We start from the raw sequence: 24,601 nt of genomic DNA, 5'->3' as shown, positions 1-24,601 counted from the left end.
AAGTCGCTTAGAATATATCTGGAGTGTAAAATTTAGCTGGTTACACGTTGTTGAATCAGTAAATATTACATTTAGCTAAATGGGCATTTGGGATTTACTATTCTTTGGGCAGGGGATAGTCTTTGAGTAGCTGGCGCAAAGCCAGCTACAAAAATAGCTTAGTAGCCTTGATAATCTGTTCGGGCAAGATTATCAAATCGAGAGAACTGACCTAAAAAAGCGACATCAACATGGCCAATTGGCCCGTTTCTTTGTTTACCTATGATGATTTCGGCAATGCCTTTACGCTCTGAATCTGGGTAGTAAACTTCGTCTCGGTAAATGAACATAATTAAATCAGCATCTTGTTCAATAGAGCCTGATTCACGTAAATCTGAGTTAACAGGACGTTTATCGGCGCGTTGTTCCAAACTTCGGTTAAGTTGCGATAAAGCGACAACGGGTACATTGAGTTCTTTGGCTAACGCTTTTAATGAGCGTGAAATTTCAGCTATTTCAAGCGTTCGGTTTTCTGACATCCCAGGGACTTGCATTAATTGCAGGTAATCGACCATGATTAAACCAATGCCACCAGGGTGGTCACGTGCTACGCGCCTTGCTCTTGAGCGAACTTCAGTCGGGGTTAAGCCAGAAGAATCATCGATATAAATATTATTTTTTTCAGCCAATAATGCCATGGTAGATGAAAGACGAGCCCAGTCTTCATCTTCGAGCTGCCCTGTACGAATGCTGGTTTGGTTAACGCGGCTAAGTGAGGCTAACATTCTCATCATAATTTGTTCAGCGGGCATCTCTAAACTGAATACTAAAACGGCTTTATCAAATGACATTGCTGCATTTTCGCATAAATTCATCGCTAAAGTTGTTTTGCCCATAGATGGACGCGCCGCCACTATGATTAGATCAGAGCCTTGCAAACCTGATGTCATGCTATTTAAATCATTAAACCCAGTAGTCACCCCTGTCACACCAGAAGAGCCATTTTTCATGGCATCTTCAATTCGGGTCACTGTGCTAGCTAATATGGTTTTTAACTGTTGGGGGCCTTCATTGGCGTTGGTTCTTTGCTCTGCAATTTTAAAAACTTTGCTTTCTGCCAAATCAAGTAATTCGTTACTTGAACGGCCTTGGGTGTCATAGCCAGCTTCGGCTATTTCGTTTGCAACTGAAATCATTTCACGAATAACCGCTCGCTCTCGAACGATGTCTGCATACGCTGTGATGTTAGCTGCACTTGGCGTGTTATCCGCAACTTCTGCTAAATAAGCGAACCCACCCACGTCCTCTAATATTTTTTCTTGTTCTAAGGATTCAGATAAGGTGATTAAATCGATAGGTTTGTGTTGTTCAACCAGCTTCGCCATATGTTCAAAAATGGCGCGGTTTGCATAATGGTAGAAGTCTTTTGAAACAACTCTTTCAGCCACTCTGTCCCAAGCATCATTTTCTAGCAATAAACCGCCAATCACTGATTGTTCAGCTTCTTCTGAATGAGGTGCTGTTTTGATGTCTTCAACCGATTGAGTTGGTTTTTTTGCTTGCCAAGTAATATTTTGAGCCATTTAACGCTAACCATGCAAAAACTAAAAAACAGATTATGCCACATTTGCTTTTTGTATTGATATAAGCAGGCTAAAATTGACCTGTTTAATTACACATTTTGCTTAAAAAAGAGCGTGAAGTTTAATTTACAATCTATTTTGTTTTGCTGCTGAGTTGATTTTAATTAATTAGAAAATGCGCCATTTTCTACTATAGTTTTAAGTTAGCTCATGTTGAGCAGGTTAAGTTACTTATTGTAGAGTTCAATTGTGCTTAGCAACATATCGTTTAATGCTTGGAGGTTTAGATGGATTTACATAAAGCAGTGTCTTTACAGCCTAATATTTTGTTAGGCATAGTGAATGACCAATTAAGACATGATTGTGGTGATTTACATAGTTTAGCCTGTGTGATGGAAGTGGATGAAAATACAATTGAAGATAAACTAGCCAGAATTGGCTACCACTACGAATCAGAAATTAACCAATTTAGCCCAGATTTATGACTTCAAAATAAATAAGGCACCCTCGAACATTCCCTTTAGCGCCTAAATAAGAGGCGCTTTTTTTATTTTAAGCACTAATTTTTAGAAAAATAGCCAAAATAAGCAAACAGCTTTGGACACAAGCTTAGGCTTTTAATATGATTCGTTATCATATTATTTATAAAATTTTATTGGCTATTTATATGCAGATAGTTATTGCGCAATGCAATTTTACCGTTGGGGCCATTGCTCAAAATTCTCAACTTATTATTGATACCACATTAGCGTCAGACAAAGGTTCAGTTGTGGTGTTTCCTGAATTAGCTGTTACGGGCTACCCTCCTGAAGATTTATTATATCGTCCAGACTTATACCAAAGAGTTGAAAGTGCACTCGAAAAGATTGCGACTGCGTCTAATGAACATGTCATTGTGGTCGGTCATCCTTGGCGTGAACAAGAGTTCACCTATAATGCTGCGAGTGTGTATTATCAAGGTCAATTATTAACTCGTTATTATAAGCAAGCTTTGCCTAATTACGGCGTTTTTGATGAACAAAGGTATTTTGCCTGTGGCAACGAATCTGCGGTATTTGAATATCAGGGTAAACGAATTGGATTGTTAATTTGCGAAGACTTATGGACAGATCAACCTATTGCTAAATTAGATAATCAAGCAGTTGATTTATTATTGTCATTAAATGCTTCGCCTTTTAATAGTGAAAAACAAAATGAGCGCGAAGCTTTATTAAAAAAACGAGCTAAAAATCATCAATTACCAATTGTGTATGTGAACCATGTTTGTGGTCAAGATGAGCTGGTTTTTGATGGAGGCTCTTTTGCGGTTAATAAAAATGCTGAATTGGTTGCCCGTTTACCGCATTATTTGGAAAAAATTCAAACCTTGACCTTTATTGACGATTTATTAACGAGTGAACAAGCGTTACTGCCGCACACTGAAGAAGCCGAAATATACCAAGCTTTGGTATTAGCAACACGTGATTATGTTTTAAAAAATGGCTTTAAAGGCGCTGTTTTAGGTTTGTCTGGAGGAATTGACTCGGCTCTTACTTTGGCCATTGCCGTTGATGCATTGGGCGCAGATAAAGTTCAAGCCGTGATGATGCCGTTTAAATATACCGCACAAATGAGTGTTGAAGACGCTAAAGCGCAAGCTCAAACCATGGGAATTGAATTTGATATTGTTTCAATTGAACCTATGTTTGATAGTTTTATGCAAGCGCTTAATCCGTTGTTTGATAATGCAGCGGTTGATACAACAGAAGAAAATTTACAGGCTCGTAGTCGGGGTGTTATCTTAATGGCGTTATCCAACAAAAAACGCCGTTTAGTATTAACGACAGGTAACAAGTCTGAAATGGCTGTTGGTTATTGCACCTTGTATGGTGATATGGCAGGTGGTTTTGCACCCATAAAAGATGTGCCCAAAATGTTAGCCTACCGTTTAGCTGAATATCGCAACTCGTTGTCACCTGTGATCCCACAAAGAGTGATAGATCGCCCACCTTCTGCAGAGTTGGCTCCCGATCAGGTTGACCAAGATAGCTTGCCAGCCTACGATGAATTAGATGCGATTTTAGAGGCTTACGTAGAAAATGACTTATCATTAACAGATATTGTTGCATTAGGCTATGATGAGGCAGTTGTTAGCAGAATTATGCGTTTAGTCGATATTAACGAGTATAAGCGCCGTCAATCAGCTATTGGCCCTAAAATAACTCAACGTAATTTTGGTAAAGACAGACGCTATCCAATTACATCAGGGTTTGGGCAAGAGCATAAATAAATATTAAGAGGATATAACAATGAAAAAAGTTGAAGCTATAATTAAACCTTTTAAGTTAGATGATGTACGTGAAGCATTAGCTGAAATTGGTATCACAGGTATGACAGTTACAGAAGTTAAAGGTTTCGGGCGCCAAAAAGGCCATACCGAACTTTATCGTGGTGCTGAATATAACGTAGACTTTTTACCAAAAGTGAGCATCGACATTGTTGTTGCTGACGATCAAGTAGAGCGCTGTGTTGAAACCATTACTAAAACTGCACAAAGCGGCAAAATTGGCGACGGCAAAATATTTGTAACCAATGTCGAGCGAGTGGTTCGTATTCGTACTGGTGAAGAAAACGAAGACGCTATTTAAACTAAATATTTATTTTTTTCATCCATCCACCTTAAAAGCAAACGTGAAGCCATTTATGTTTGCTTTTATACTTTGAGCAAAGTTTTAAAACAGGTTTTCTCATGTCGCAACATAGCTCTGCATTTTTAACGTTAGTTAATCAAGCCAGGCAAAATATTAAAGAAATTGATATTGAAACCATGTTGTCTATGAAGGCAAATGGTGACCCTTTTGTTTTAGTCGATGTCCGCGAGCAAGATGAATGGGCTGCCGGCCATTTGCCTGATGCAGTTTATATGGGTAAAGGTATTATCGAACGTGATATACAAACTAAATATCCAGACATCCACACCAAGCTGGTTTTGTACTGTGGCGGTGGTTTTCGTTCAGCGCTAGCGGCCGATAACTTAGTAAAAATGGGCTATCAAAATGCGATTAATATGGATGGCGGATTTAGACGCTGGGAAGAATTAGGTCATCCTATTATTACGGATTAGCAAAGATGTTAGGAGTGATTTAGGATAGAGTGTCTGGGCATTTTTAAGAGCAGCTGAATATAATTGCTATTGACCTGCCTGTATCTTTTTACTCTTTCACCGCTATCTGCCAAAATTGATGACTATCGACTAGTTCAATAATGCCCGTTAAGTTTTGTGCAAATAGTTTGATTTGCTCGGCTTGATGTCGGTTTGAGCGGCTGATGTACTTTAAATTATCGGCAATAATCTCAGTGCCGTTATCTTGCACTGGGTAAAGGCTAACACTTAAGTTGTACATTTGTTTGTCTGTTTGTAATGGTTTAAGCGCCGTTAAATAATTTTCGTCTTCTTCTAATTCTGATAAACAAATACGTTGTTCTTGTTGTTTGTGCTGACTGACAAAAAAGCTAAGCTCATCATAACTCACTTTTTTGCTTCGAATAAACTTAAGGACAGAGTTTAAATATGTGCTTGAAGCATTACCTTTTAATAAAGGATATACAGATAGTTGGTGTGGCTGGTGGGTTGGTTGTAGCGCTTTTAAAAGCGCTAATTCTTGATTGTCACTTTGACCGGTTAGCAAGCGGTTGACGTTAACTAAGCCTGTGGTGCTTTTTGCAATACCAAATGCCGTGCCAGGATAGCTGCTGATAAATGCAATACAAAGTGCTTTTTGCAATACGATAAATTTGTCGTATTGGTCATTAATTTTTAGCTTGGCTCTGTGTTGTTTAATTAACGAACGCATAAATTGCTGCACGTCAGGCGAATCAACTAATTGCAAATGCAGAGTTTGCGCGTGCTCATTTAAGCCTACCACTTTATATTGAGCATTAGATTGTGCGGCGATTTTATTAAATTGCTCTAATTTGGCGATGCGTAAACTAATATTTTGATCGAGTTCTAATTCATTTGGAATGCGTTCAACCTGTAAGCTTAAACCTCTGGTCGAAATATCTAGTAATTTAGCTGAATAATTTTTAGCATGAAAATTATAAGTGACAGCAGAGCTTAAGAAAAATCGATTTTCTGCACGAGAACATTGAACATTCACGTCAAAAGGCGCAATAGCCTGGTTTTTTATTTTAGGGCAAATATATTGATTCAGTTGGCTAAGTATTTGTTTATTTAGCTGAACATCGTTGCTTTCAGGCAAATAAGCTAAATGGTGATCCATTGGGTAAAAACAAAGCAGCTGGTTGGTTAGTTTAAGTGGCTCTAAGGCTATTTCTGCTTCTTTGCTTGATTTAAACCAATTGAGCTTGAGCTGATTAAGAGCGTCTTGACTTAATGGTTGAGTACGTATTTGAAAGCAAGTTAATTGCCCTTTTAAGTTTGCAAAATGAATAAAAGCTTTTAGCGCATCCTTATTTATTAAATCAGCCAAGCTCGCTGCAATAAACTGAACTTTGTTATTATTTTTGAGCTTAGCGGCTAAAATTGTATGGGCTTTAGAGGCTTGCTCAGCTAATTGTGGCCATAATTTGAATATGACTGAATTAAGGCGGTTGTTGCCGCTCGAATCGTCAAAAAATTGATAGAAAGGTTGGCTATTTAAATTAGTTAACGCATATTTGACTTGCTTTACTTGTTTGTCTTTAACCTGGGCAAAGACAGGTAGCCATTGGCTGCATTTTAGCAATTGGTTTTCTAATAAGCGCGACTCAGTGAGTTCTTTTGCATTGGTTATATCAACCTTAAAAGAAGCTCGATTAGCTAAAACGTATTTGTCTAAAAATTGCATCCATTCATGGTTATCTTCAGTGAGTTGAATCCCTACCCGAAATAATCCATCTTTTTCACTTTTTTTTGCGATAAATTTAATTTGGTATTGGCAGATTGAACTCGTTGACAACCGAAATTGTTCGGTCAGTGATGAAAAATCAATTTTAATGACATCATCTAATTTAAAGTCATCAATCGATTTTACACGGATTAAACAGCCAGAACGTGAGATATTAGAGGTCATGGCATTAAGCTGTTTTTTGTTATTTAAAATAATGATAACGGGCTTAGCGCAGAATAAACGTTCTTCCAACCTTTTGGTTGTTTTTCCTAATTCGGTAACATTAACACTGAATGCTTTTATTTTTTCTTCTTCTTGGTATAAGCGTTCATACGCTTGATAGTTTTTACTTGAAGTGACAGCCTCGTAAACCCCTTCGGTATATTTGCCATGAAATTTATCAATTGCGACTAAAAAAATGCGTTTTGCAATTTCGTCAAAATAAAAGCGTTTGTTCTCCCATTTAAATTCAGCTGTCGGATATTGAGTGCGAGAAGATAAATCTACGGTTTTGATGCAGGGTTTAAACAAGCGTGCTAGCTCTTGTTTTATCAAAAAAGTTTTTTGGGTTGATAGGCCTTGAGTTAATTTATTGAACCGCATATCAAACTGATTAGTATTATAGCTACTAATCAGTTTATTAATAATATTTTGAATATTAGGATCAATTTTAACAGTTGTTGATATCATTAAGTTGCTATCAAATTTATTAGATAAACCAAATTTAGCATAGTCTATACCGAAAGAGAAAAAACGGTATAAAGTTATACTGGTAAAAAGATTAACTGACTTGTGTTCATATTAAGTGGCCTATGAAATTAGTCAAGTATATATTATGCCATTAAGCTAAATGTTTGGTTTGAGTGTAGTTGTGAAACATTCACCGAATTGAGCAACTCATTAGGTTTTGCTTGAGTTATTTTTTGCATCAATGCTTGGGCTTGCTCTGCAGATATTGTGTTATTGCTTTTTATTGTTTCAGATGAGGACGTGAGGTTGTTATTTACGGGCGTTGCTTGATTAGAAAGCGGATTAGTTTGGGTTGAAATGCTAGGGATCATATTTACCTCGGTAATTAATTGCTTAGTTATATAAGCTAATAATGCAGGTTTGATGCCATAAATGGGGTCAATAAAATGACTGTGTTTGTTAGCTCGTACTCTGCTTGCTACCTTTGCTCAAATAAAAATAATTGTAAGCATAACAGCACGGGTTGAATAAAAAACACGCAACCAAGCCAAAACAGCTAATATATATTTATAAGTAATTAAAATCTTTTCCGTTATTCTGCTAAATTTACAGTTATTCAAGTTAAAACTTTATTTAGAGCGTTTTATGTCTATTAATCAAGTTGCAATTGTCTGTGGTACTCATGGAAATGAGATCACAGGTGTATATTTAATGAAAAAGTGGCAAAAAGACAATCATCCTATTAGTCGTGATAGTTTTAAGACAGAGTTAATTCATGGTAATCCAAAAGCGTTTGAGATAAATCGACGATATGTTGATAACGATTTAAATCGTCAATTTTCGTCAGATAAATTAGCTGATGAGTCGCTTGGATCTTACGAAGAATCTCGAGCCAAAGTGCTCAACCAATTAATTGGCCCAAAAGGCGATTCTAAATCTGATTTAGTGATAGATTTACATACGACTACCAGTAATATGGGGCCCACTTTATTAATGCCGCAAAGTGGTACTTTCTATAATTTATTGGCTGCTTATGTTAAATCTAACATGCCAGAAGCCGTCATATTTTGTGATGAAGATCATAAACCGAACGACGAGCACCACCTGTTATGTACAACAGGGCGCTATGGGGTGATTGTGGAAGTAGGGCCTGTTCCTCAATCGGTATTGCGTCATGATGTATTTGAGCAAAGTGAACGCCTGACTCAAATTATTTTAGATTTTGTTGATTTGTATAATCGAAATTCGTTGCCCGATTTGCCTACACAAATTGAAGCGTTTCGATTTATCACAAGTGTAACATTACCACTGGATGATAATGGTGAGCGGATAGGGATGGTACATCAAAATGTGCAAGACAATGATTTTTCTGAATTACACCCAGGCGACCCTTTATTTATAACCTTTGATGGAGAAGTGATTCCTTATCAAGGTGAGAAAACGGTATATACTGCTTTTGTGAATGAAGCAGCCTATTATGATAATAATTTAGCAACTTCGCTAATGGAAAAATTTAATTTACAAATTAAGTAATAACGAACTCATTCAAGGAGGAATTGCATTATTGATTGAGCTCATTAATGCAAATTTAAAATGGAAAAAGTTATCTACGGTTTTGCCTATTGGTTAGCGCTCTTATTATTTTCAAGTGTCGCTTTAGCTAAGCCTGATGGAATGATGCTAGCTAAGGTTTACCATCAATCGATTAAACTTGATGATTATTGGGTAAGCGAAAAGTATGATGGCGTTCGAGCCTATTGGGATGGGCAACAGCTATGGAGTCGCGGCGGGAATGCTATAGCTGCGCCAGCTTATTTTACGGAAAATTTTCCCAACATAGCGCTCGATGGCGAGCTTTGGATAGCACGTCAACAATTTGCAAAAGTTTCAGGCATAGTGCGTTCTCATCATGCAAGTTCGCAGTGGAAAATTGTGCAATATCGAGTATTTGATTTACCTGAATTAGCAAAGCCGTTTAATCAGCGTTTAACTGAACTTAAAAAAGTGATTAAGCTTAGTGCGAGCCCATACCTTTATCTCGTACCGCAGTTTAAAGTAAAAAGCCATGTTGAATTAGCTCAATTGCTGGATGCATATACCGCTAAAGGAGCTGAGGGGTTAATGTTACACAAGGGAAGCTCTATATATAGCCACAAACGTAATGATGATTTGCTGAAATTAAAACAGTTTGTTGACGCTGAAGCTACCGTGATTGAACATTTAAAAGGTAAAGGGAAATACCAAGATATGCTTGGGGCTATTCGAGTTAAAAATAGTGCTGGGCTGGTATTTAAAATTGGTAGTGGATTTAGTGACGCACAACGCAGATCGCCTCCACCAATTGGTAGTGTAATAACTTACAAATATACAGGGGAAACCAAAACAGGTTTGCCAAGATTCCCCGTATATTTAAGAGTTAGATCGGATGCAAGATTAAATAAAAATTAAAGTTTGCTATTCGTTAGTTTGGTTTTTTCTTCACTGAGCGCGACTACCTCAATAGATAAATCGTTGGGGTTCATACGCATCAAAGATAGCACTTTATCTTTATCTAAATGTGCCGCTTGCTGATTAATTGCATTCAGTTCAATTTGTAAATTTGGATGACTGGCAATAGTATTTGCAATGCAACTTGGGTTTTGTGTCAGAGTTTGCTTATTAATACATTGATAAATATTGGCTTCATTAGCAGCAAAACAACTTGCAGTGAAACTGCTAGCAAGTAAAAATGCGGTTAGTTTTTTCATAACATATACTCCAGTTTTATGCTGTTTGTTATAGCGCGATGCATTACAAGATTGAATTTGTCGGCTTTGTTGAATAAAGAATGCCGCAATAAAGGAATTTTTACTAATTTTTAACAGACGTGGCGCTGAATATTATAGGTCGGGGTGTATTAATTTATTTACAAAAACGGTGTTTTATATTGGCGTTATGTGACAGTATTGTCATGTTAATTTGTAACTCAATGATAAATAATAAAATTATTAAAGGTGCTTAAGGCAGCTTATTAATCTGAGGTGATAAAATACAGTAATGATGATCAGGCGCGTTTTAAGGTTTTTCCAGCATCAGATTAGTGAGTTTAGCTGGTTTTTAATTTTAATCTTATTGTTGTTACACATAGTGTTGAGTTGGTTAGGGTTATATTGGGCTGGCGAGGCGCAATTGACCCATTGGCAAATTTATCCTTATTATTATGTCGTAACAACCAGTACAGTCGGTTATGGCGATTTTAGCCCTCAAACCTTATTTGGACGAACCTGGGTTTGGTTGTTTCAAATTCCAATGGGGTTGATATTATTTGGTGCTTTCTTGGCTAAAGCTGGGCAAAGTTTAACTTATTATTTTAAGCGGTCGATTATGGGTAATAAAAATTTTAAGCACTACCAAAACCACATTATTTTATTTGGTTATCACCATAAAATAACAGACGATATGGTGAAGCATATTTTAGCAGACACCCAGCGAGAAGGGCGGCGTATTATTTTATGCGATTTAACTGAAACGGAGCATCCTTTATTAAACCGTGCAGAATGGGTTGATTTTGCAAAATTGAATTCATTTACCCTGGATAGCGATTTAGAAAGAGTGGCAGCCAGCCAAGCAGATCGTATTATTATTTATGGTCAAACAGATGACCAAACTTTAACTTGCGCACTTAAACTTTCGCCGCTGGTTGATGCTAGCTGTCATATCACAGCTTGGTTCGATGATGAATCAAAAGTAGATTTATTGCGCAGCCACTGTCCTAACGTTGAGTGTAGCTCGTCTAAGATAGCTGAAATTTTAGTACGCTCAATGCAAGATCCAGGTGCCAGTCGAGTGCAAGAGCAGTTGTTATCTAATTTATTTGGCGATACTCAATATTCGATACAAGTGCCAGTTGAAATAGAGCAAAACATGGCATTTCAAGTTTATTTTGAGCATTTTAAAAATATCCACGACGCCACCGTATTAGCGATTGCTAAAGAAAAAAATGGCAATTTTCTAGAGGTTAATCCGCCTCTAGATACTCAGGTCATGCCGGGTGATTATTTACATTACATAGGTAACTTTAGAATTAAATCGACTGATGTAAATTGGAAAGCATTGCTTGAATAATAAAATAGTTTCTAAACGAGTTGTCTGTTTGATAAGTTGCTTTAAAGGTAAGCATGCTCAATGAAACTAAAATAATTAAAAAAGGCTAAGCTCAGTTATGACACTGGCTTAGCTTTATTGATTGTTATTCTGGTTAGTTTGGATCAATTCTGAGGTTAATTAGGCTTCTTCAAATTCATTATCGTCAAGCGTTAGCGGTTCTGGCGATAGAACAACTCCTGTGGTGTCGGCATAAACATAGTCTTCTGGTAAAAATGTTACGCCAGCAAAATTAACGGCTACGTCTATTTCGCCTGTATCGTCGTTATCTGCGCCTACGGGAATTGACGCAAGGGCTTGAATGCCTATGTCTATTTCTTCTAAATCGTCAACGTCTCGGACGGCACCATAACAAATAATACCTTCCCAGTTATTTGCTGCTGCGGTTTCTGCTATTTCAGCGTCAACAAGCGCTCTGCGTAGCGAACCACCACCGTCAATTAGCAAAACGCGCCCACTGCCATCTTCTTCAACAATTGAGCTAATTAGGCCGCTATGTTCAAAACATTTCACAGTACGAATGCTTCCGAAAAAAGAGTCTATGCCACCGTAAGTACTTAGCATGGGTTCGGCTACATCAACCATATCTGTGTAGGTATCGCATAAAATCGAAGTTGTGAATTCCATATTAACTGCCTTAATTAGTTTTTATACCTCATTATAAACATCTGTAAGTGGGAATTCCAAGTTAAAACTGAGACTTAATTTGTCATATATCTGTCCTATTTGATTAAAGTTTTTGTCATACTTGCTCCGTATTATGAATTTATGGATGGCTAAAATTGAGGCTGAGATGAATTTAATTACGGCAAAAGATCAACAATTATTTGGCTGGATTTTTTCAACGACACAAAATAAGGACATGCGCTGGGTTAGAATGATTTCGAGATCCGGGGATGGTCATTTTTATTTAGCGTTGGCTATTCTGTTAGCGATTGTTGAACAGCAAGGTTTTTGGTTTTTGGTTGTGGGGCTAGTCGCATTTTTATTAGAGCTCCCATCTTACTTTGTATTAAAGAAAGCTTTTAAACGTATTCGACCGTCGGATTTATTAGTATCAGCTCATATTCAACCTAGTGATAAATTTAGTTTGCCGTCCGGTCATACGGCAGCCGCTTTTTTAATGGCAACCGTCGTGAGTTATTTTTATCCTAGCTTTTCGGTATTAGCTTATAGCTGGGCTAGTTTAATTGGCTTATCTCGCGTTTTATTAGGTGTGCATTTTCCAACTGATATTATTGCAGGCGCAACGCTTGGGTTTATGAGTGCATGGTTTAGTTTAAATTTGGTACTTTAAGTTATATGAAAATACTTTATGGTGTGCAAGGCACAGGAAATGGTCATATTAGTCGTGCAAGGATTATGGCTAAACGGTTTAATGAATTAAACATTGATGTTGATTTCTTATTTTCGGGCCGTAATGCTGATAAATTTTTTGACATGGATGTATTTGGTGAGTATCAAGTACGAAAAGGTATGTCATTTTGTTATCAGAATGGGGAGGTCGATACATTTTCAACGATTAAATCGCTTAAATTTAATCAGTTGAGACAGGATATTAAAACGCTTGATTTATCATCATATGATCTTGTTCTAAATGATTTTGAGCCTATATCGGCGTGGGCCGCAAGAGCTCAACATGTGCCGAGTATTAGTATTTCTCATCAGGCTTCTTTTTTACAGAATATTCCAATGCAAAAAGCAAAGTGGACAGATAAAAAAATTCTCAAATATTTTGCGCCTTGCCAATTTAATTTAGGGGTACATTGGTATCACTTTGATGCCAACATTATTCCACCTTTTATCGAAAGCCCAAATAAATTGAATGTGGTTGATAATAAGATTCTTGTTTATTTACCATTTGAATCTTTAACTCAAATTAAGCAATTGATAGCAGATTTTTGTGATTTTGAATTTTATTGTTACCACCCAGATTTAACGGCAGATGAAGATCATGAACATATTCATTTTCGTCGCGTTAGTAAAACAGGGTTTAAACAGGATATTGCAGATTGTAGCGGAATTATTGCCAATGCAGGTTTTGAGCTATCAAGTGAAGCTTTATGTTTTGGTAAACGTATTCTATTAAAACCCCTGAATGGTCAATTTGAGCAAGCGAGCAATGCCTATACTTTAGAATTACTTGGGTTAGCTAGCGTAATGAATCAATTAAATTTTGATGAAGTTGAGCAATGGCTCGAGCAAACTCAGGCAGGGCAGGTGATATTTCCAGATGATCCACAACCGCTTATTAATTGGATTATGGCTGGCAATTATCAGGATACCTCAGAGCTGCGTGATGCATTATGGCGGCAAGTAAAATTTCCCGCACAAGTTAGAGCTCGTTTAGAAAACAACAAAGCGGCTTAACACCTGTCTATAAACTTATCAAAATAAAGTGTGAGCTCGTTAAATATAGATAGCGTCTGATTGGTTAAATTTTTAAAACCTAGGCGCTGTTTTGCTAAAAGGTGCGCTGTCAGCACACCTCAATGCTACCTTGCAGATGACTGGCAATGATTAATATCCAATTTATCTCAGACCATTTTCTACTGGCAAGGCCCCAATGAGATGATGAGATGGCCTCATCGGCTTAATTCAACGTTTGTAGGCTAATAAATAATCTTTAAGCTAAATAAAATTTGCATTAGCTTTTGTTTATATTTAGCCATATCGCGAATTTTCATAAATTGTTTAAGTGTTAATTGATGTGGCGTCAGCTCAATGGCCTATATTATGATTAATAATGAGGCTACATATGGTTGTGCTAGGGTCTGAAGTTTAAAAAACTGCTCAACAGAAAAGTTATGAAGGTGCGAATACATTAGAGGCAAGAGGTAGCTTCTCAATTTGAGCCCGTATATAAGCGAGCATCTTGTTTATTTCAATTTTTGTTTTTGACATTAATCGGGAGTCCATATAAGACCCCTGCCAGCTGTCAATTTATTATAGATGAAAGATCTGTTCACCATTAGTGACTGTATATAGTTAAATAATCAATAACGATTTCTTAAATTCAATTAATATCTGCTTGCTTTACATTCTGTTATTCGTTGATTTTTTGATTCGGGTTGCCAGTGAAATTAAACCTGTGTTTTAGGGTCTAAATTTTTAAGAGCTAAATATGCATACGCGTTGGTTTAATTAGTACCTATTGTGTATTTTGCGTTTAAAGCAGATTGAGGACAAAGAATGAAAACCTTAATTGTCGGCGCAGGTATGTCAGGCGCAGCCTGTGCAGACTTGTTAGAAAAAGCAGGCCATCAAGTGACTGTGTTTGATCGCGCCACGCGTGTTGGTGGACGGTTATACACTCGGCATTTACCTTGGGCAGACCTTGACTTGGGTGCCCAATATTTTACTGCTCGAGAACCGCTTTTTAAAACTCAAGTTGATAATTGGCATCAATCAGGTATTGTTCAATTATGGCAGCCAACACCTTGGCTGACTGATAATTATAATTCTCATCCTTCACCAGATAGACAAGCAAGGTATATTGGATTTAAAAATGCGCAAGCGCCTGTGGTCGAACTGTTATCTTCCAGTCATGTCTATTTACAGCAACATGTTGAAAAAGTTAGCCGTAAAAATAATCAATGGTACGCACAATTAAGCAATCATACACAGTCTGGCCCTTATGATACGGTGGTGATGGCGCTTCCGCTTCCATTGGCGGCTGATTTATTTGATGAGACGTTAATTCAAACCTTTGATTTACCCGATATTGAAGTGCAGGCCACACAGGTTTTGGCTGTGCAACTGGCTACCCCAATAAAAACAGAGATGGCATGGTCATTTGTTAAAGATAGACCTATTGATTATTTAGGACAGGTGAGTGCTAAACCAAATAGAAATGCTAACGGGCAAACATGGTTAATGCATTTTACTGATGGTGCTACACAAATGTATAAATATAACGCCACCTCTAGTTTTGTGAAGCTGGGATTATTACAGCTAGAGCAGATATTTTCAGATAATAAATTGGGCGAATGTGTTAATCATTATAGCTATCATCACCCTTACGCTCGGATTTGTAGTAAAAACATTAAACAAAGTTATTACTGGCAAGCCGAATATGGCGTTGGTTTTTGTGGGGACTGGTGTCAAGCTGGGAGAATTGAAGGCGCTTTTTTAAGTGGTAGACAACTCGCGCAACGTATATTAAATATTCAGTAGCTCTGTTTATAATTTTGATCTCAAGCCTCTTTCTTAAAAATAATACAAAGATTCACTCGGCTTAGTATGCTCTAAATTATTTTTTAATCGCTTGTAGTTTTCAGAAAGGCCAATTAACGCATAATAAATGTAAATATTATGCTTTTCATTGCTTTAGTCCTTTTCAGTGTATGTTATTTGTTCTAAAATGGTGGGGAATGAAAATGCACCAACGTTGTGCGAAAAATAAACAATAAGTTGTTTATGACGACATTCTTTATAAGAGTTTATCGAATATTTTGTATTGAAAAAGTCGGTTAATGCACAAATAATTAAATTTATCTTGGTTTTTGACTTACTTTGTATCGCCTTTTTGGTTTACTAGACTAGGTTGTATAAAAAGAATAAGCGAAATCATGTAAATATGATGGATATAAATTTAATAGATGTTTTAAGTTGGTGTAATTGGGATACTAACTTTCATATTAATAAACCCGTAACTGGTTAAGGAATATATAATGAAGAAGTCATTTAAACTAGCCGCACTTGCCTCTGCTATTTTATCTGCCCCGCTAATGGCTGAAGAGCCTGTTTATGTGACCGGCGGCGCAAATTTATTTTTGTTCGACACTGAAGTGCATAACTTAGATTCAGGTTTTGGTCCATGGTTAGGCTTAGGTTATCAGATTGATGATAAATGGGCTGTAGAATTAGATTACAACATGGCTGATACTGACACTCGTGGTTTATCTTCAAATGTAAGCACTGATGTTAGTTTATTATCATTAAATGGTGTATATCGCTATGCTCCGGTTGGTCAAAACAGCATTTTATTGAAAGCTGGTTTAGGTAAATATGACTTAGATGCTGGCGCAGCAGGTGATATTAGCGAAACAGTTGTAAAAGCGGGTGCAGGTTATGAATATTATATTCAACCTAACTTGTCTGCTACTTTCATGTGGGACTTATTATACAGCGTAGATGAAGTTTTAATTGATAGCATGCCGAGCATTGGTCTTAAATACCAATTTGGTGATGTTAAATCGTCTAGCAAATCATCTAGCAGTTCATCTAGCTCAAACGTACAGCCTGTTGATAACCAAGGTTTAGATTCAGATGGCGATGGCGTTGTAAACAGCCAAGACATGTGTGCAAATACACCAGCTGGTGTTCGTGTTAATTCACAAGGTTGCCCATTTGATAGAGACGCTGACGGCGTTTATGACTATAAAGACGAATGTCCAGCAACTCCTGCAGGTGCTAAAACAGACGCTAAAGGTTGTAAAGTTCAGTTAGCAGAAGAAGTATCTATGGATTTATATGTAACTTTCCCGTTTGATAGTGCAGATATTCCTAACGAATACTATGATGAAATTAAAAAATTAGCTGATTTCTTACGCCAGTATCCAGATACAGATGTTAAATTAGTAGGTCACGCAGATTCAACTGGTCCTGCTTCTTATAACCAAATGTTATCTGAAAAACGTGCAGCTCAAGTTGGCGAATATTTAGTCGACAGATTAAATGTTTCTAAATCACGTATTACAACAACTGGTGAAGGTGAAAGCCAACCAATTGCTGATAACTATACAGCGCAAGGTCGTGCTAAAAACCGTCGCGTAACTTCACACATTAAAGCTATTATTCAAAAATAATACAGTTTTAGGGTAAGTAGACAGATTAAAAGGCCAGTGATTTCACTGGCCTTTTTGTTTATTAACGAAGAAAGATTAAACTTTTAACTTAAATTAAATGACAATCCTTTACTAACTTTCTTTCGTAAATTTCACTTTCCTTAACCATCTCGCAAGACGTTATGCTTTCCTCAGCATTGAAAATACATAGGCTTAAATTATCAGTTGGTTATGCTTTATCGATAGGGCGGGCTAATTCGAGACTTATTTCACGTAATATCAGTTTAATGATTTGATATTATGCTGGGGGCTGGTATAAGTATGCCGAATTTATAAAACAGATATTAAAAACAGAAATTTAACGGCAATAAACTACAATTTGTTGTTTTTGCTCATCTATAAATGGGTAAACCGTTAAACTTTATTTGCGCTTTAGCATTTTTTAGACTAAATATTCTTTTTAATATGGAATTTAGTCATAAATATGTCGCTTAAAACGGGTGTAATTCAGTTGTCATTTAATTTATGAACTGGACGCTGGTTTTGACACTTAAATTTTTAAAATAACGGTAAGGAATACACAATGGAATTAAAACATACATTTAAACTAGCTGCATTATCTGCTGCCATTCTAACTGCTCCTGCAATGGCTGAAGAGCCTGTTTATGTAACTGGTGGTGCGAATTTATTCTTGTTTGATACCGAGATTCATAATTTAGATTCAGGTTTTGGACCTTGGCTTGGTTTAGGCTATCAAATTGATGATAATTGGGCGGTTGAATTAGATTACAACTCTGCTAGCACAGATACTCGTGATTTATCACCGAATGTAGACACGGATGTGAGCTTGTTGTCTTTAAATGGTGTTTATCGCTATGCTCCTGTAGGTCAAAATAGCATTTTAGTAAAAGCAGGTTTAGGTAAATATGATTTAGATGCAGGCAGCGCAGGCGACATTACCGAAACTGTTTTAAAAGCGGGCGCGGGCTATGAATATTATATTCAACCTAACTTATCAGCCACTGTTATGTGGGATTTATTGTACAGCATTGACGAAACGGTGATTGATAGTATGGCTACTATTGGTCTTAAATATCAGTTCGGTTCGGTAAAATCGTCAAAAACAGCAGAAAGCAAGCCAGCCAAAGTAGATCCAGTAGAAAAGCAAACTTTAGATTCAGATAGCGATGGTGTTCCAAATAATCAAGACATGTGTGCAAATACGCCAGCAGGCGTGCGTGTTAATTCGCAAGGTTGTCCGTTTGATAGAGATGCCGACGGTGTTTATGATTATCTAGATGAATGCCCAGCAACGCCAGCGGGTGCTCGAATTGATGACAAAGGCTGTCGTATTGCTTTAACTGAAAAAGTATCAATTGATCTCTATGTTTCGTTCCCTTTAAACAGCAGCTATATTCCTGATGAATATTATGATGAAATCAAAAAAGTTGCTGATTTTATGCGTGAATACCCTGATACAAATGTTCAATTAGTAGGTTACACCGATTCAACGGGAACCGCTAAATATAATCAAATGTTATCAGAAAAACGAGCAGCTAAAGTGGGTACTTACTTAGTTAATCGTTTAAATATTGATGCATCACGTGTGAGTTCTATGGGTAAAGGTGAAGAAAACCCAATTGCAGATAACTCAACTAAGTCAGGTCGTGAAAAAAATCGTCGCGTTACTGCTGAAATTACAGCTACGGTAGAAAAATAATTAAAGCATTTGTAAGCTTTTAAACAAAAAAAACCAGAGCTTATGCTCTGGTTTTTTATTTAGGGGTTGGCGAAAATTAAAAAATGTAAAGTAAAGCCAGTATTTAATAGCGCCATACTGAATACAATTTTTTATTAAAAACCGATATATTAAAAACCGATAGTTTCTTGCTTTTGAATAAGCTCTATTGCATATCCATCTGGGTCTTTCACAAATGCAATTTCAACCGTTCCGCCTTTAACTGGCCCAGGTTCACGCGCAATAATACCGCCTGCTGCTTTTATTTGTTCACAGCTTGCATAAACATTCTCTACTTCAATCGCGATATGACCATAAGCTGTACCTAAATCGTATTCGCTTGTATCCCAATTGTAGGTTAATTCTAGCACTGTATTATCAGCTTCATCGCCATATCCAATAAAGGCTAACGAATATTTATATTCGGTGTTGTCGTGTTGACGTAGTAATTTCATACCTAATACTTGGGTATAAAATTGAATAGATTTATCTAAATTCCCGACACGTAGCATAGTGTGTAAAAGACGCATTAAAGCATTCCTTATGAGTTAATGAATGGAGAAGGGGGTTGTTTAAATTTCAACTTTATCTTTGTATTCGCAAAGATCTTCGATAATACACGAGCCACATTTAGGTTTTCTTGCAACGCAGGTATAGCGACCATGTAAAATTAACCAGTGGTGTACATCAACTTTAAACTCAGCGGGTACAACCTTTAATAGTTTTTCTTCTACGGCGACTACATCTTTGCCCATTGCTAATTTTGTTCGGTTGCTCACTCTAAAAATATGAGTGTCAACTGCAATGGTGGGCCAACCAAATGCAGTGTTAAGAACGACGTTAGCTGTTTTTCGCCCAACACCGGGTAGCGCTTCTAGCGCGGCTCTGTCTTGGGGAACTTGCCCATTATGTTGATCAATTAGCATTTTGCAGGCTTTAATCACATTATTGGCTTTGCTGTTATATAAGCCTATAGTTTTTATATATTCTTTTAAACCATCTACCCCCAATGCATAAATAGCTTCTGGCGTGTTGGCAACCGAAAATAATTTTCTGGTTGCTTTATTCACACTCACATCTGTTGCTTGTGCCGATAAAGTCACAGCGACAAGCAATTCAAAGGGCGAGTTAAACTCTAGCTCTGTGGTTGGTGTTGGATTCTCTGCCCTGAGTCTGGATAATATCTCAATGCGTTTATTTTGATTCATAAGGATTAACTTTCAGCAGTCACTCTTGCTCTTTCTATCTTTTCGGATTTGTTTTTATCGCCTACCACTAAGCTTTCAATTCGTTTTTCAAAGCGGTTTTTTAATGCGATTAATAGCCCCATTACAATAAAAGCACCCGGTGGTAAAATAGCGACTAAAAAATGTTGCTCAAACTGGAATAGATGTAAAGTCCAGTCATTGGCTAAGTTACCTAATAATAAATCGGCACCACTGAATAAAGTGCCATTGCCTAGTATTTCTCGAATGCCGCCTAACATTAATAAAACAGCTAAAAACCCCAGCCCCATCATAAAACCATCAGCCGCAGCGAGGTGAACGCTATTTTTTGATGCAAATGCTTCGGCCCGACCAATAATGGCACAGTTAGTCACAATTAGTGGAATAAATATGCCGAGTGTTTGATAAAGCTCGTACGTGTAGGCATTCATTAATAGTTGAACAATAGTCACCAATGAGGCGATGATCATTACAAACACAGGAATGCGGATTTCATTTGGGATCCAGTTTCGAACAATTGAAACACTAATATTAGAACCCACTAAAACGGCTAATGTTGCTATGCCTAACCCCAATCCGTTAATAAATGTATTGGTGACGGCTAATAAAGGGCATAAGCCTAACATTTGCACTAAAGCAGGGTTATTTTTCCATAAACCCTGCCAGCTTATTTCTTGAATTGTGTTCATTTAGACTCTCCACAATTACTATCTAGTTCAAAAATATTGTCTTGTTGCTGTGCCCATAATAAAGTATTTTTAATTGATTTCACTACGGCTCTAGGGGTTATTGTTGCGCCAGTAAACTGATCAAATTGGCCACCGTCTTTTCTAACGGCCCAGGATGATTCATTCTCTGGCGTTAATTTTAGCTCGTTAAAAAAGGTGATCCAACGAGATTTTTTATATTCAATTTTATCTCCTAAACCTGGAGTTTCGCTGTGGCTTGTTGTCCGAACGCCTTTAATTTTTTGTTGGGTATCAATTCCAACTAATAAATCAATACGGCCGCTGTAGCCATCAGGTGCAATGCTTTCAATCACAAGCCCGGTTGGTTTGTTATCTAACCTAGCTCTAAAAACTCGGATAGCTTGTTGATTATTGTCTGTCATTATTCGACAGTCAGTCGTGATGTCATTGTTATATAGAGCTTTTGGCATGATGGCATTGATATTTTTTAAAATTGCCTGATTTTTTTCTTCTGTAATTTTTTGCTTAGTTAGCAAATGTGTCACTGTTACCAAACCTGTAGTGACAATAGCAAATAGCGTTAATATGGCGCTGGCTTTGCTAATGGGATGGATCTTAAACATTAATCTCTCCGTTACCTTGAAACATGGCCATAAGTGCGCGGCTTGGTGTAATAATCAATAAGAGGTACGCACATATTAGCAAGTAGTACGGCAAATGCGACAGCTTCTGGATACCCGCCCCAATTTCTAATTAAAAAGACCAACAACGCGATTAAAGCGGCATAAACGATTCGGCCTTTTGCTGTTGTGGATGCGGATACTGGGTCGGTTAAAATAAAAAAGGCTGCAAACATGGTGGCGCCCGATGTAAGTTGAATTGTAGGTGTTGCTATGCTTTCTGGCGCTGCTAAAAAATAAAAAAAGCTTAAACCAAATAAAACTAGGATAAAAGTAGTAGGGATGTGCCAGTTAATTATTTTACGTTGCAGTAGCCACAAACCACCTAATAAATAAGCCAAATTCACTTGCATCCATCCTAAACCGTAGCTATCACTAAATATATTTTGGCTGATGATTTCTTGGTAGGTTTGCTGATTACTTAAACCCGTTTTAATTGCATCGAGTGGCGTTGCCATTGTAAACCCATCTAGGTTGGTTCTAAATTGAGCTAGTGAGTATCCTTGCTCGCTGTAGCCGGTAAAAATAACCATGAGCATATCCCAAGTCGTTAAATCGTATTGGATAAGCTCTAATGGTGGTAACCACAAGGTCATAGAAAGCGGAAAAGACACAAGTAACACAACATAACCTGCCATGGCAGGATTAAAAATATTTTGTCCCAACCCACCATAAATTTGCTTGGCAATAATAATAGCAAAACTTGCCCCTATAATTGCAATCCACCAAGGGGCTAAAGGAGGTAAGCAAATGCCTAATAACAAACCAGTTAATAGCGCAGTATTATCTTTTAATTGTTTTAATGAACGATTTCGTTGACGCAAGCAAATGAGTTCCGCGATTAGAGCTGCGGCCATTGCGAGCATAATTTGAACTAGTACACCAATGCCAAAATACCAAACTTGGGCGAGTATGCCGGGAATACAGGCCAGCGCGACCGCTAACATCACATCGCTGGTTTTTCGTTGTAGCCGGTTGTGAGGGGAACTGGCGATGCGAAAATTCATTATTTATCTCCTAATGCTTGTTTTTTCGCTTTTGCTTTAGCAATTGCGGCCTTCACTCTTTGTTGCCTGATTTGTGCTTCTGTTAAATTTGAATGATCGGTTTCAGATTCTGGATCAGGTTGATGAGTTTGCGATTCGTCACTTGAATTAGATTCGGTTGCTGTGTCTGCTGACTTCGCTGTTGGATCTGCCGCTGCTTGATTTGCTTGCTCAGCTTTTCTGGCTTTCACTTTTTCGGCAATGGCTTTTGCTTTAGCCTGTTTATCGGTTAAGGCTTGAGTTTGCGGCTCGTCACTTGAATCAGATTCAGCTGCTGTGCCTGTTGAATAAGCGGCTTGCTCAGTTCTTGTTTGGCTCGTTTGCTCAGCTTTTCTAGCTTTCACTTTTTCGGCAATGGCTTTTGCTTTAGCCTGTTTATCGGTTAAGGCTTGAGTTTGCGACTCGTCATTTGAATCAGATTCAGCTGCTGTGTCTGATGACTTCGCTGTTGGATCTGCCGCTGCTTGCTCAGCTTTTTTGGCTTGAGCTGCACGTTTAGCTTTCGCTCTGGCAATAGCGGCTGCCGCAGTTGCTTTTGCGTTGTTTTTTGTTTCAGCCTCTGGCGCTGTTGCTTGTGGCGTTTGGTTGTTTGGTTCGGCTTCTGGTGTTTTTTGCTGTTTTTTTGCTTGTGCCCTTGCGAGTGCCGCAGCTACTTTGTCTTGCGCACTTGGATTTTTCGCCATGGACTGTTTACGAGCTTCTGATGCTTGCTTGTGTTTTTTTAGTCTTTCTTGTTTTTCGCGCTCTAATCGTTCATTACGAGCATTAAAACGTTCTTTCGCTTTTTCTGCTTTTTCATGTTCAAGTTGTTGATTTTTTATATCTGCTTTGGCAACTCGGTAATATTGGACTAACGGAATTTCACTCGGGCAAACATAAGCACAAGCACCACATTCAATACAATCAAATAACTTATAATCCTGTGCTTTCTCATATTCTTTTGCTTTACTGTGCCAATAGAGTTGCTGCGGTAGTAAGGAAGCTGGACATACATCGGCACAATAGCCACAGCGGATACAGGCTTGTTCATCGGTGGCTGCTGGTAATTCTTTATCGCTAGGCGCTAACACACAGTTAGTTATTTTGGTTACAGGCACTCGAGTGTCGGGCAGGGTAAAGCCCATCATGGGGCCACCCATTATTAACCTTGGTTTTTTTAGGGGTTGATAGCCTTGCTCTGATAACAAAAAATCGACCGGAGTGCCAATTCTAGCCCAGACATTTTGGGGCTCTGACAACTGTTTACCTGTTACAGTCACAACCCGTTCAATGAGTGGTTCACCATGTACAACCGCTCTAAATGCAGCGAAAGCAGTACCAATATTTTGGGTGATAATACCTAAATCTGCCGTAATCCCTTTACTGGGGACTTCTTGTCCGGTTATGACTTGAATTAACTGTTTTTCACCGCCAGCAGGGTATTTTGTTGGAATTGCTCTTACCACAAATTGCTGTTTTCCACGGCAAGCTTGCTCCATGGCTGCAATAGCTTCAGGTTTATTTTTTTCAATTGCAATGGCGACTAGTTTAGGTTGTAACAGATGGGTGAATATCTCAATGCCGCTGACAATTTCGTTGGCATGTTCTCGCATTAACAAATCATCAGCTGTTATATAAGGTTCGCATTCAACCCCGTTTATAATTAATAGCTCAATTGGCTGAGAGTTAGCTTGTTTTACATAGGTTGGAAATGAAGCGCCGCCGAGCCCTGAAATGCCCGCTTGCTTTAATTTATCTAACAGTTCAACTTTACTTAAGGTTAAATAATTTGGCGCTGGCGTTATTTCACACCAAGTATCTAAATGATCTGGTTTTATGACGACTGATATTTCGGTTAAACCAGACGGATGAGCTGTTATTCTGGGTTCAATCGCAATGACTTCGCCAGATGTAGGGGCGTGGGTAGGTAGCTCCATTGGCCCTTGCAATTGAGTTAAGGCTTGCCCTTTTAAAACTTTATCGCCCACTTTAACAGTTACTGCGGCAGCTTGGCCGATATGCTGTTTTACAGGCACTATATATTCATTGGCGAGCCCTAATCTTTTGATTGGTGCTTGATTAGAAAGTGACTTACGCTCAGGTGGGTAAACGCCACCAGGAAAATCCCACAAGTAACCTGATTTTATTTTATCGATCAAAGAATCCACGCAGACTCCAATTGATTATC

At 37.8% G+C, this 24,601-nt stretch carries 23 protein-coding genes; 12 read left to right on the top strand and 11 right to left on the bottom strand.

The features are described 5' to 3' along the window. Nucleotides 1-158: 158 nt before the first annotated feature. Complete coding sequence (gene dnaB, locus OLW01_RS10070; RefSeq protein WP_268073775.1) at nucleotides 159-1,562, bottom strand: replicative DNA helicase; 1,404 nt, start codon at nucleotides 1,560-1,562, stop codon at nucleotides 159-161. Nucleotides 1,563-1,849: 287 nt separating this feature from the next. Between dnaB and OLW01_RS10065 the strand changes: the two genes are divergently transcribed. From OLW01_RS10065 to OLW01_RS10050, 4 genes are all read left to right on the top strand, one after another. Continuing rightward, complete coding sequence (locus OLW01_RS10065; protein ID WP_268073774.1) at nucleotides 1,850-2,047, top strand: DUF4250 domain-containing protein; 198 nt, start codon at nucleotides 1,850-1,852, stop codon at nucleotides 2,045-2,047. A gap of 137 nt (nucleotides 2,048-2,184) precedes the next feature. Continuing rightward, nucleotides 2,185-3,831, top strand: a complete 1,647-nt coding sequence (locus OLW01_RS10060) for an NAD+ synthase (RefSeq protein WP_268073773.1) — start codon at nucleotides 2,185-2,187, stop codon at nucleotides 3,829-3,831. Nucleotides 3,832-3,850: 19 nt separating this feature from the next. Continuing rightward, on the top strand, nucleotides 3,851-4,189 hold the full coding sequence (glnB, locus tag OLW01_RS10055; RefSeq protein ID WP_268073772.1) for a nitrogen regulatory protein P-II: 339 nt from the start codon (nucleotides 3,851-3,853) through the stop codon (nucleotides 4,187-4,189). Between the two features lie 101 nt (nucleotides 4,190-4,290). Further along, entirely contained in the window at nucleotides 4,291-4,665 is a 375-nt protein-coding gene (locus OLW01_RS10050; protein WP_268073770.1) for a rhodanese-like domain-containing protein, read from the top strand. Between the two features lie 88 nt (nucleotides 4,666-4,753). Here OLW01_RS10050 and OLW01_RS10045 read toward each other — a convergent pair whose 3' ends face one another. Both OLW01_RS10045 and OLW01_RS10040 read right to left on the bottom strand, forming a co-directional pair. Next, nucleotides 4,754-7,123: a PilZ domain-containing protein gene (locus tag OLW01_RS10045; RefSeq protein WP_268073769.1), complete on the bottom strand. Its 2,370-nt coding sequence runs from the start codon at nucleotides 7,121-7,123 to the stop codon at nucleotides 4,754-4,756. Nucleotides 7,124-7,266: 143 nt separating this feature from the next. Beyond that, nucleotides 7,267-7,494: a hypothetical protein gene (locus tag OLW01_RS10040; RefSeq protein ID WP_268073768.1), complete on the bottom strand. Its 228-nt coding sequence runs from the start codon at nucleotides 7,492-7,494 to the stop codon at nucleotides 7,267-7,269. A gap of 274 nt (nucleotides 7,495-7,768) precedes the next feature. On the opposite strand from OLW01_RS10040, the gene OLW01_RS10035 reads away from it, so the two are divergent. Both OLW01_RS10035 and OLW01_RS10030 read left to right on the top strand, forming a co-directional pair. After that, nucleotides 7,769-8,656: an aspartoacylase gene (locus OLW01_RS10035; RefSeq protein WP_268073766.1), complete on the top strand. Its 888-nt coding sequence runs from the start codon at nucleotides 7,769-7,771 to the stop codon at nucleotides 8,654-8,656. Between the two features lie 60 nt (nucleotides 8,657-8,716). Beyond that, nucleotides 8,717-9,571, top strand: a complete 855-nt coding sequence (locus OLW01_RS10030; protein WP_268073765.1) for a DNA ligase — start codon at nucleotides 8,717-8,719, stop codon at nucleotides 9,569-9,571. On the opposite strand, the gene OLW01_RS10025 is transcribed toward OLW01_RS10030, so the two are convergent. Continuing rightward, on the bottom strand, nucleotides 9,568-9,870 hold the full coding sequence (locus OLW01_RS10025; protein WP_268073763.1) for a hypothetical protein: 303 nt from the start codon (nucleotides 9,868-9,870) through the stop codon (nucleotides 9,568-9,570). The genes OLW01_RS10030 and OLW01_RS10025 overlap by 4 nt on opposite strands. Nucleotides 9,871-10,159: 289 nt before the next feature. On the opposite strand from OLW01_RS10025, the gene OLW01_RS10020 reads away from it, so the two are divergent. Continuing rightward, nucleotides 10,160-11,227 carry a potassium channel family protein gene (locus tag OLW01_RS10020; protein ID WP_268073762.1) on the top strand — a complete coding sequence of 356 codons (1,068 nt, stop codon included), beginning with the start codon at nucleotides 10,160-10,162 and terminating at the stop codon, nucleotides 11,225-11,227. Between the two features lie 159 nt (nucleotides 11,228-11,386). Here OLW01_RS10020 and rraA read toward each other — a convergent pair whose 3' ends face one another. Continuing rightward, nucleotides 11,387-11,893 carry a ribonuclease E activity regulator RraA gene (gene rraA / locus OLW01_RS10015; protein WP_268073761.1) on the bottom strand — a complete coding sequence of 169 codons (507 nt, stop codon included), beginning with the start codon at nucleotides 11,891-11,893 and terminating at the stop codon, nucleotides 11,387-11,389. 166 nt (nucleotides 11,894-12,059) lie between these two features. Between rraA and OLW01_RS10010 the strand changes: the two genes are divergently transcribed. From OLW01_RS10010 to OLW01_RS09990, 5 genes are all read left to right on the top strand, one after another. Continuing rightward, nucleotides 12,060-12,563: a phosphatase PAP2 family protein gene (locus OLW01_RS10010; protein ID WP_268076207.1), complete on the top strand. Its 504-nt coding sequence runs from the start codon at nucleotides 12,060-12,062 to the stop codon at nucleotides 12,561-12,563. A 5-nt stretch (nucleotides 12,564-12,568) separates the two neighbouring features. Continuing rightward, complete coding sequence (locus OLW01_RS10005) at nucleotides 12,569-13,636, top strand: MJ1255/VC2487 family glycosyltransferase (protein WP_268073760.1); 1,068 nt, start codon at nucleotides 12,569-12,571, stop codon at nucleotides 13,634-13,636. Between the two features lie 822 nt (nucleotides 13,637-14,458). Beyond that, nucleotides 14,459-15,442: an NAD(P)/FAD-dependent oxidoreductase gene (locus OLW01_RS10000; protein ID WP_268073759.1), complete on the top strand. Its 984-nt coding sequence runs from the start codon at nucleotides 14,459-14,461 to the stop codon at nucleotides 15,440-15,442. Nucleotides 15,443-15,939: 497 nt separating this feature from the next. After that, entirely contained in the window at nucleotides 15,940-17,076 is a 1,137-nt protein-coding gene (locus tag OLW01_RS09995; protein WP_268073757.1) for an OmpA family protein, read from the top strand. 562 nt (nucleotides 17,077-17,638) lie between these two features. Further along, nucleotides 17,639-18,775, top strand: coding sequence for an OmpA family protein (locus tag OLW01_RS09990; RefSeq protein WP_268073756.1), 1,137 nt, complete (start codon nucleotides 17,639-17,641; stop codon nucleotides 18,773-18,775). 149 nt (nucleotides 18,776-18,924) lie between these two features. Here OLW01_RS09990 and gloA read toward each other — a convergent pair whose 3' ends face one another. The 6 genes from gloA to rsxC are packed head-to-tail and all read right to left on the bottom strand — an operon-like array spanning nucleotide 18,925 to nucleotide 24,581. Next, complete coding sequence (gloA, locus tag OLW01_RS09985) at nucleotides 18,925-19,323, bottom strand: lactoylglutathione lyase (RefSeq protein ID WP_268073754.1); 399 nt, start codon at nucleotides 19,321-19,323, stop codon at nucleotides 18,925-18,927. Between the two features lie 42 nt (nucleotides 19,324-19,365). Next, nucleotides 19,366-20,001, bottom strand: coding sequence for an endonuclease III (gene nth, locus OLW01_RS09980; protein WP_268073752.1), 636 nt, complete (start codon nucleotides 19,999-20,001; stop codon nucleotides 19,366-19,368). A gap of 5 nt (nucleotides 20,002-20,006) precedes the next feature. Beyond that, entirely contained in the window at nucleotides 20,007-20,708 is a 702-nt protein-coding gene (locus OLW01_RS09975; RefSeq protein ID WP_268073750.1) for an electron transport complex subunit E, read from the bottom strand. Then, nucleotides 20,705-21,331 carry an electron transport complex subunit RsxG gene (rsxG, locus tag OLW01_RS09970; RefSeq protein WP_268073748.1) on the bottom strand — a complete coding sequence of 209 codons (627 nt, stop codon included), beginning with the start codon at nucleotides 21,329-21,331 and terminating at the stop codon, nucleotides 20,705-20,707. The genes OLW01_RS09975 and rsxG overlap by 4 nt, the downstream gene beginning before the upstream one ends. 11 nt (nucleotides 21,332-21,342) lie before the next feature. Further along, the gene (rsxD, locus tag OLW01_RS09965; protein WP_268073746.1) at nucleotides 21,343-22,395 is read right to left on the bottom strand and encodes an electron transport complex subunit RsxD; all 1,053 of its coding nucleotides are present in this window, start codon (nucleotides 22,393-22,395) and stop codon (nucleotides 21,343-21,345) included. Continuing rightward, nucleotides 22,395-24,581, bottom strand: a complete 2,187-nt coding sequence (gene rsxC, locus OLW01_RS09960) for an electron transport complex subunit RsxC (RefSeq protein ID WP_268073744.1) — start codon at nucleotides 24,579-24,581, stop codon at nucleotides 22,395-22,397. Before rsxC ends, rsxD begins: the two co-directional genes overlap by 1 nt. Nucleotides 24,582-24,601 lie beyond the last annotated feature (20 nt).

The sequence above is a fragment of the Catenovulum adriaticum genome (genome assembly GCF_026725475.1).
GTDB classification, from domain to species: domain Bacteria; phylum Pseudomonadota; class Gammaproteobacteria; order Enterobacterales; family Alteromonadaceae; genus Catenovulum; species Catenovulum adriaticum.
Note: the sequence above shows the minus strand (reverse complement) of the source record. Positions and strands in the feature narration are given on the sequence as shown.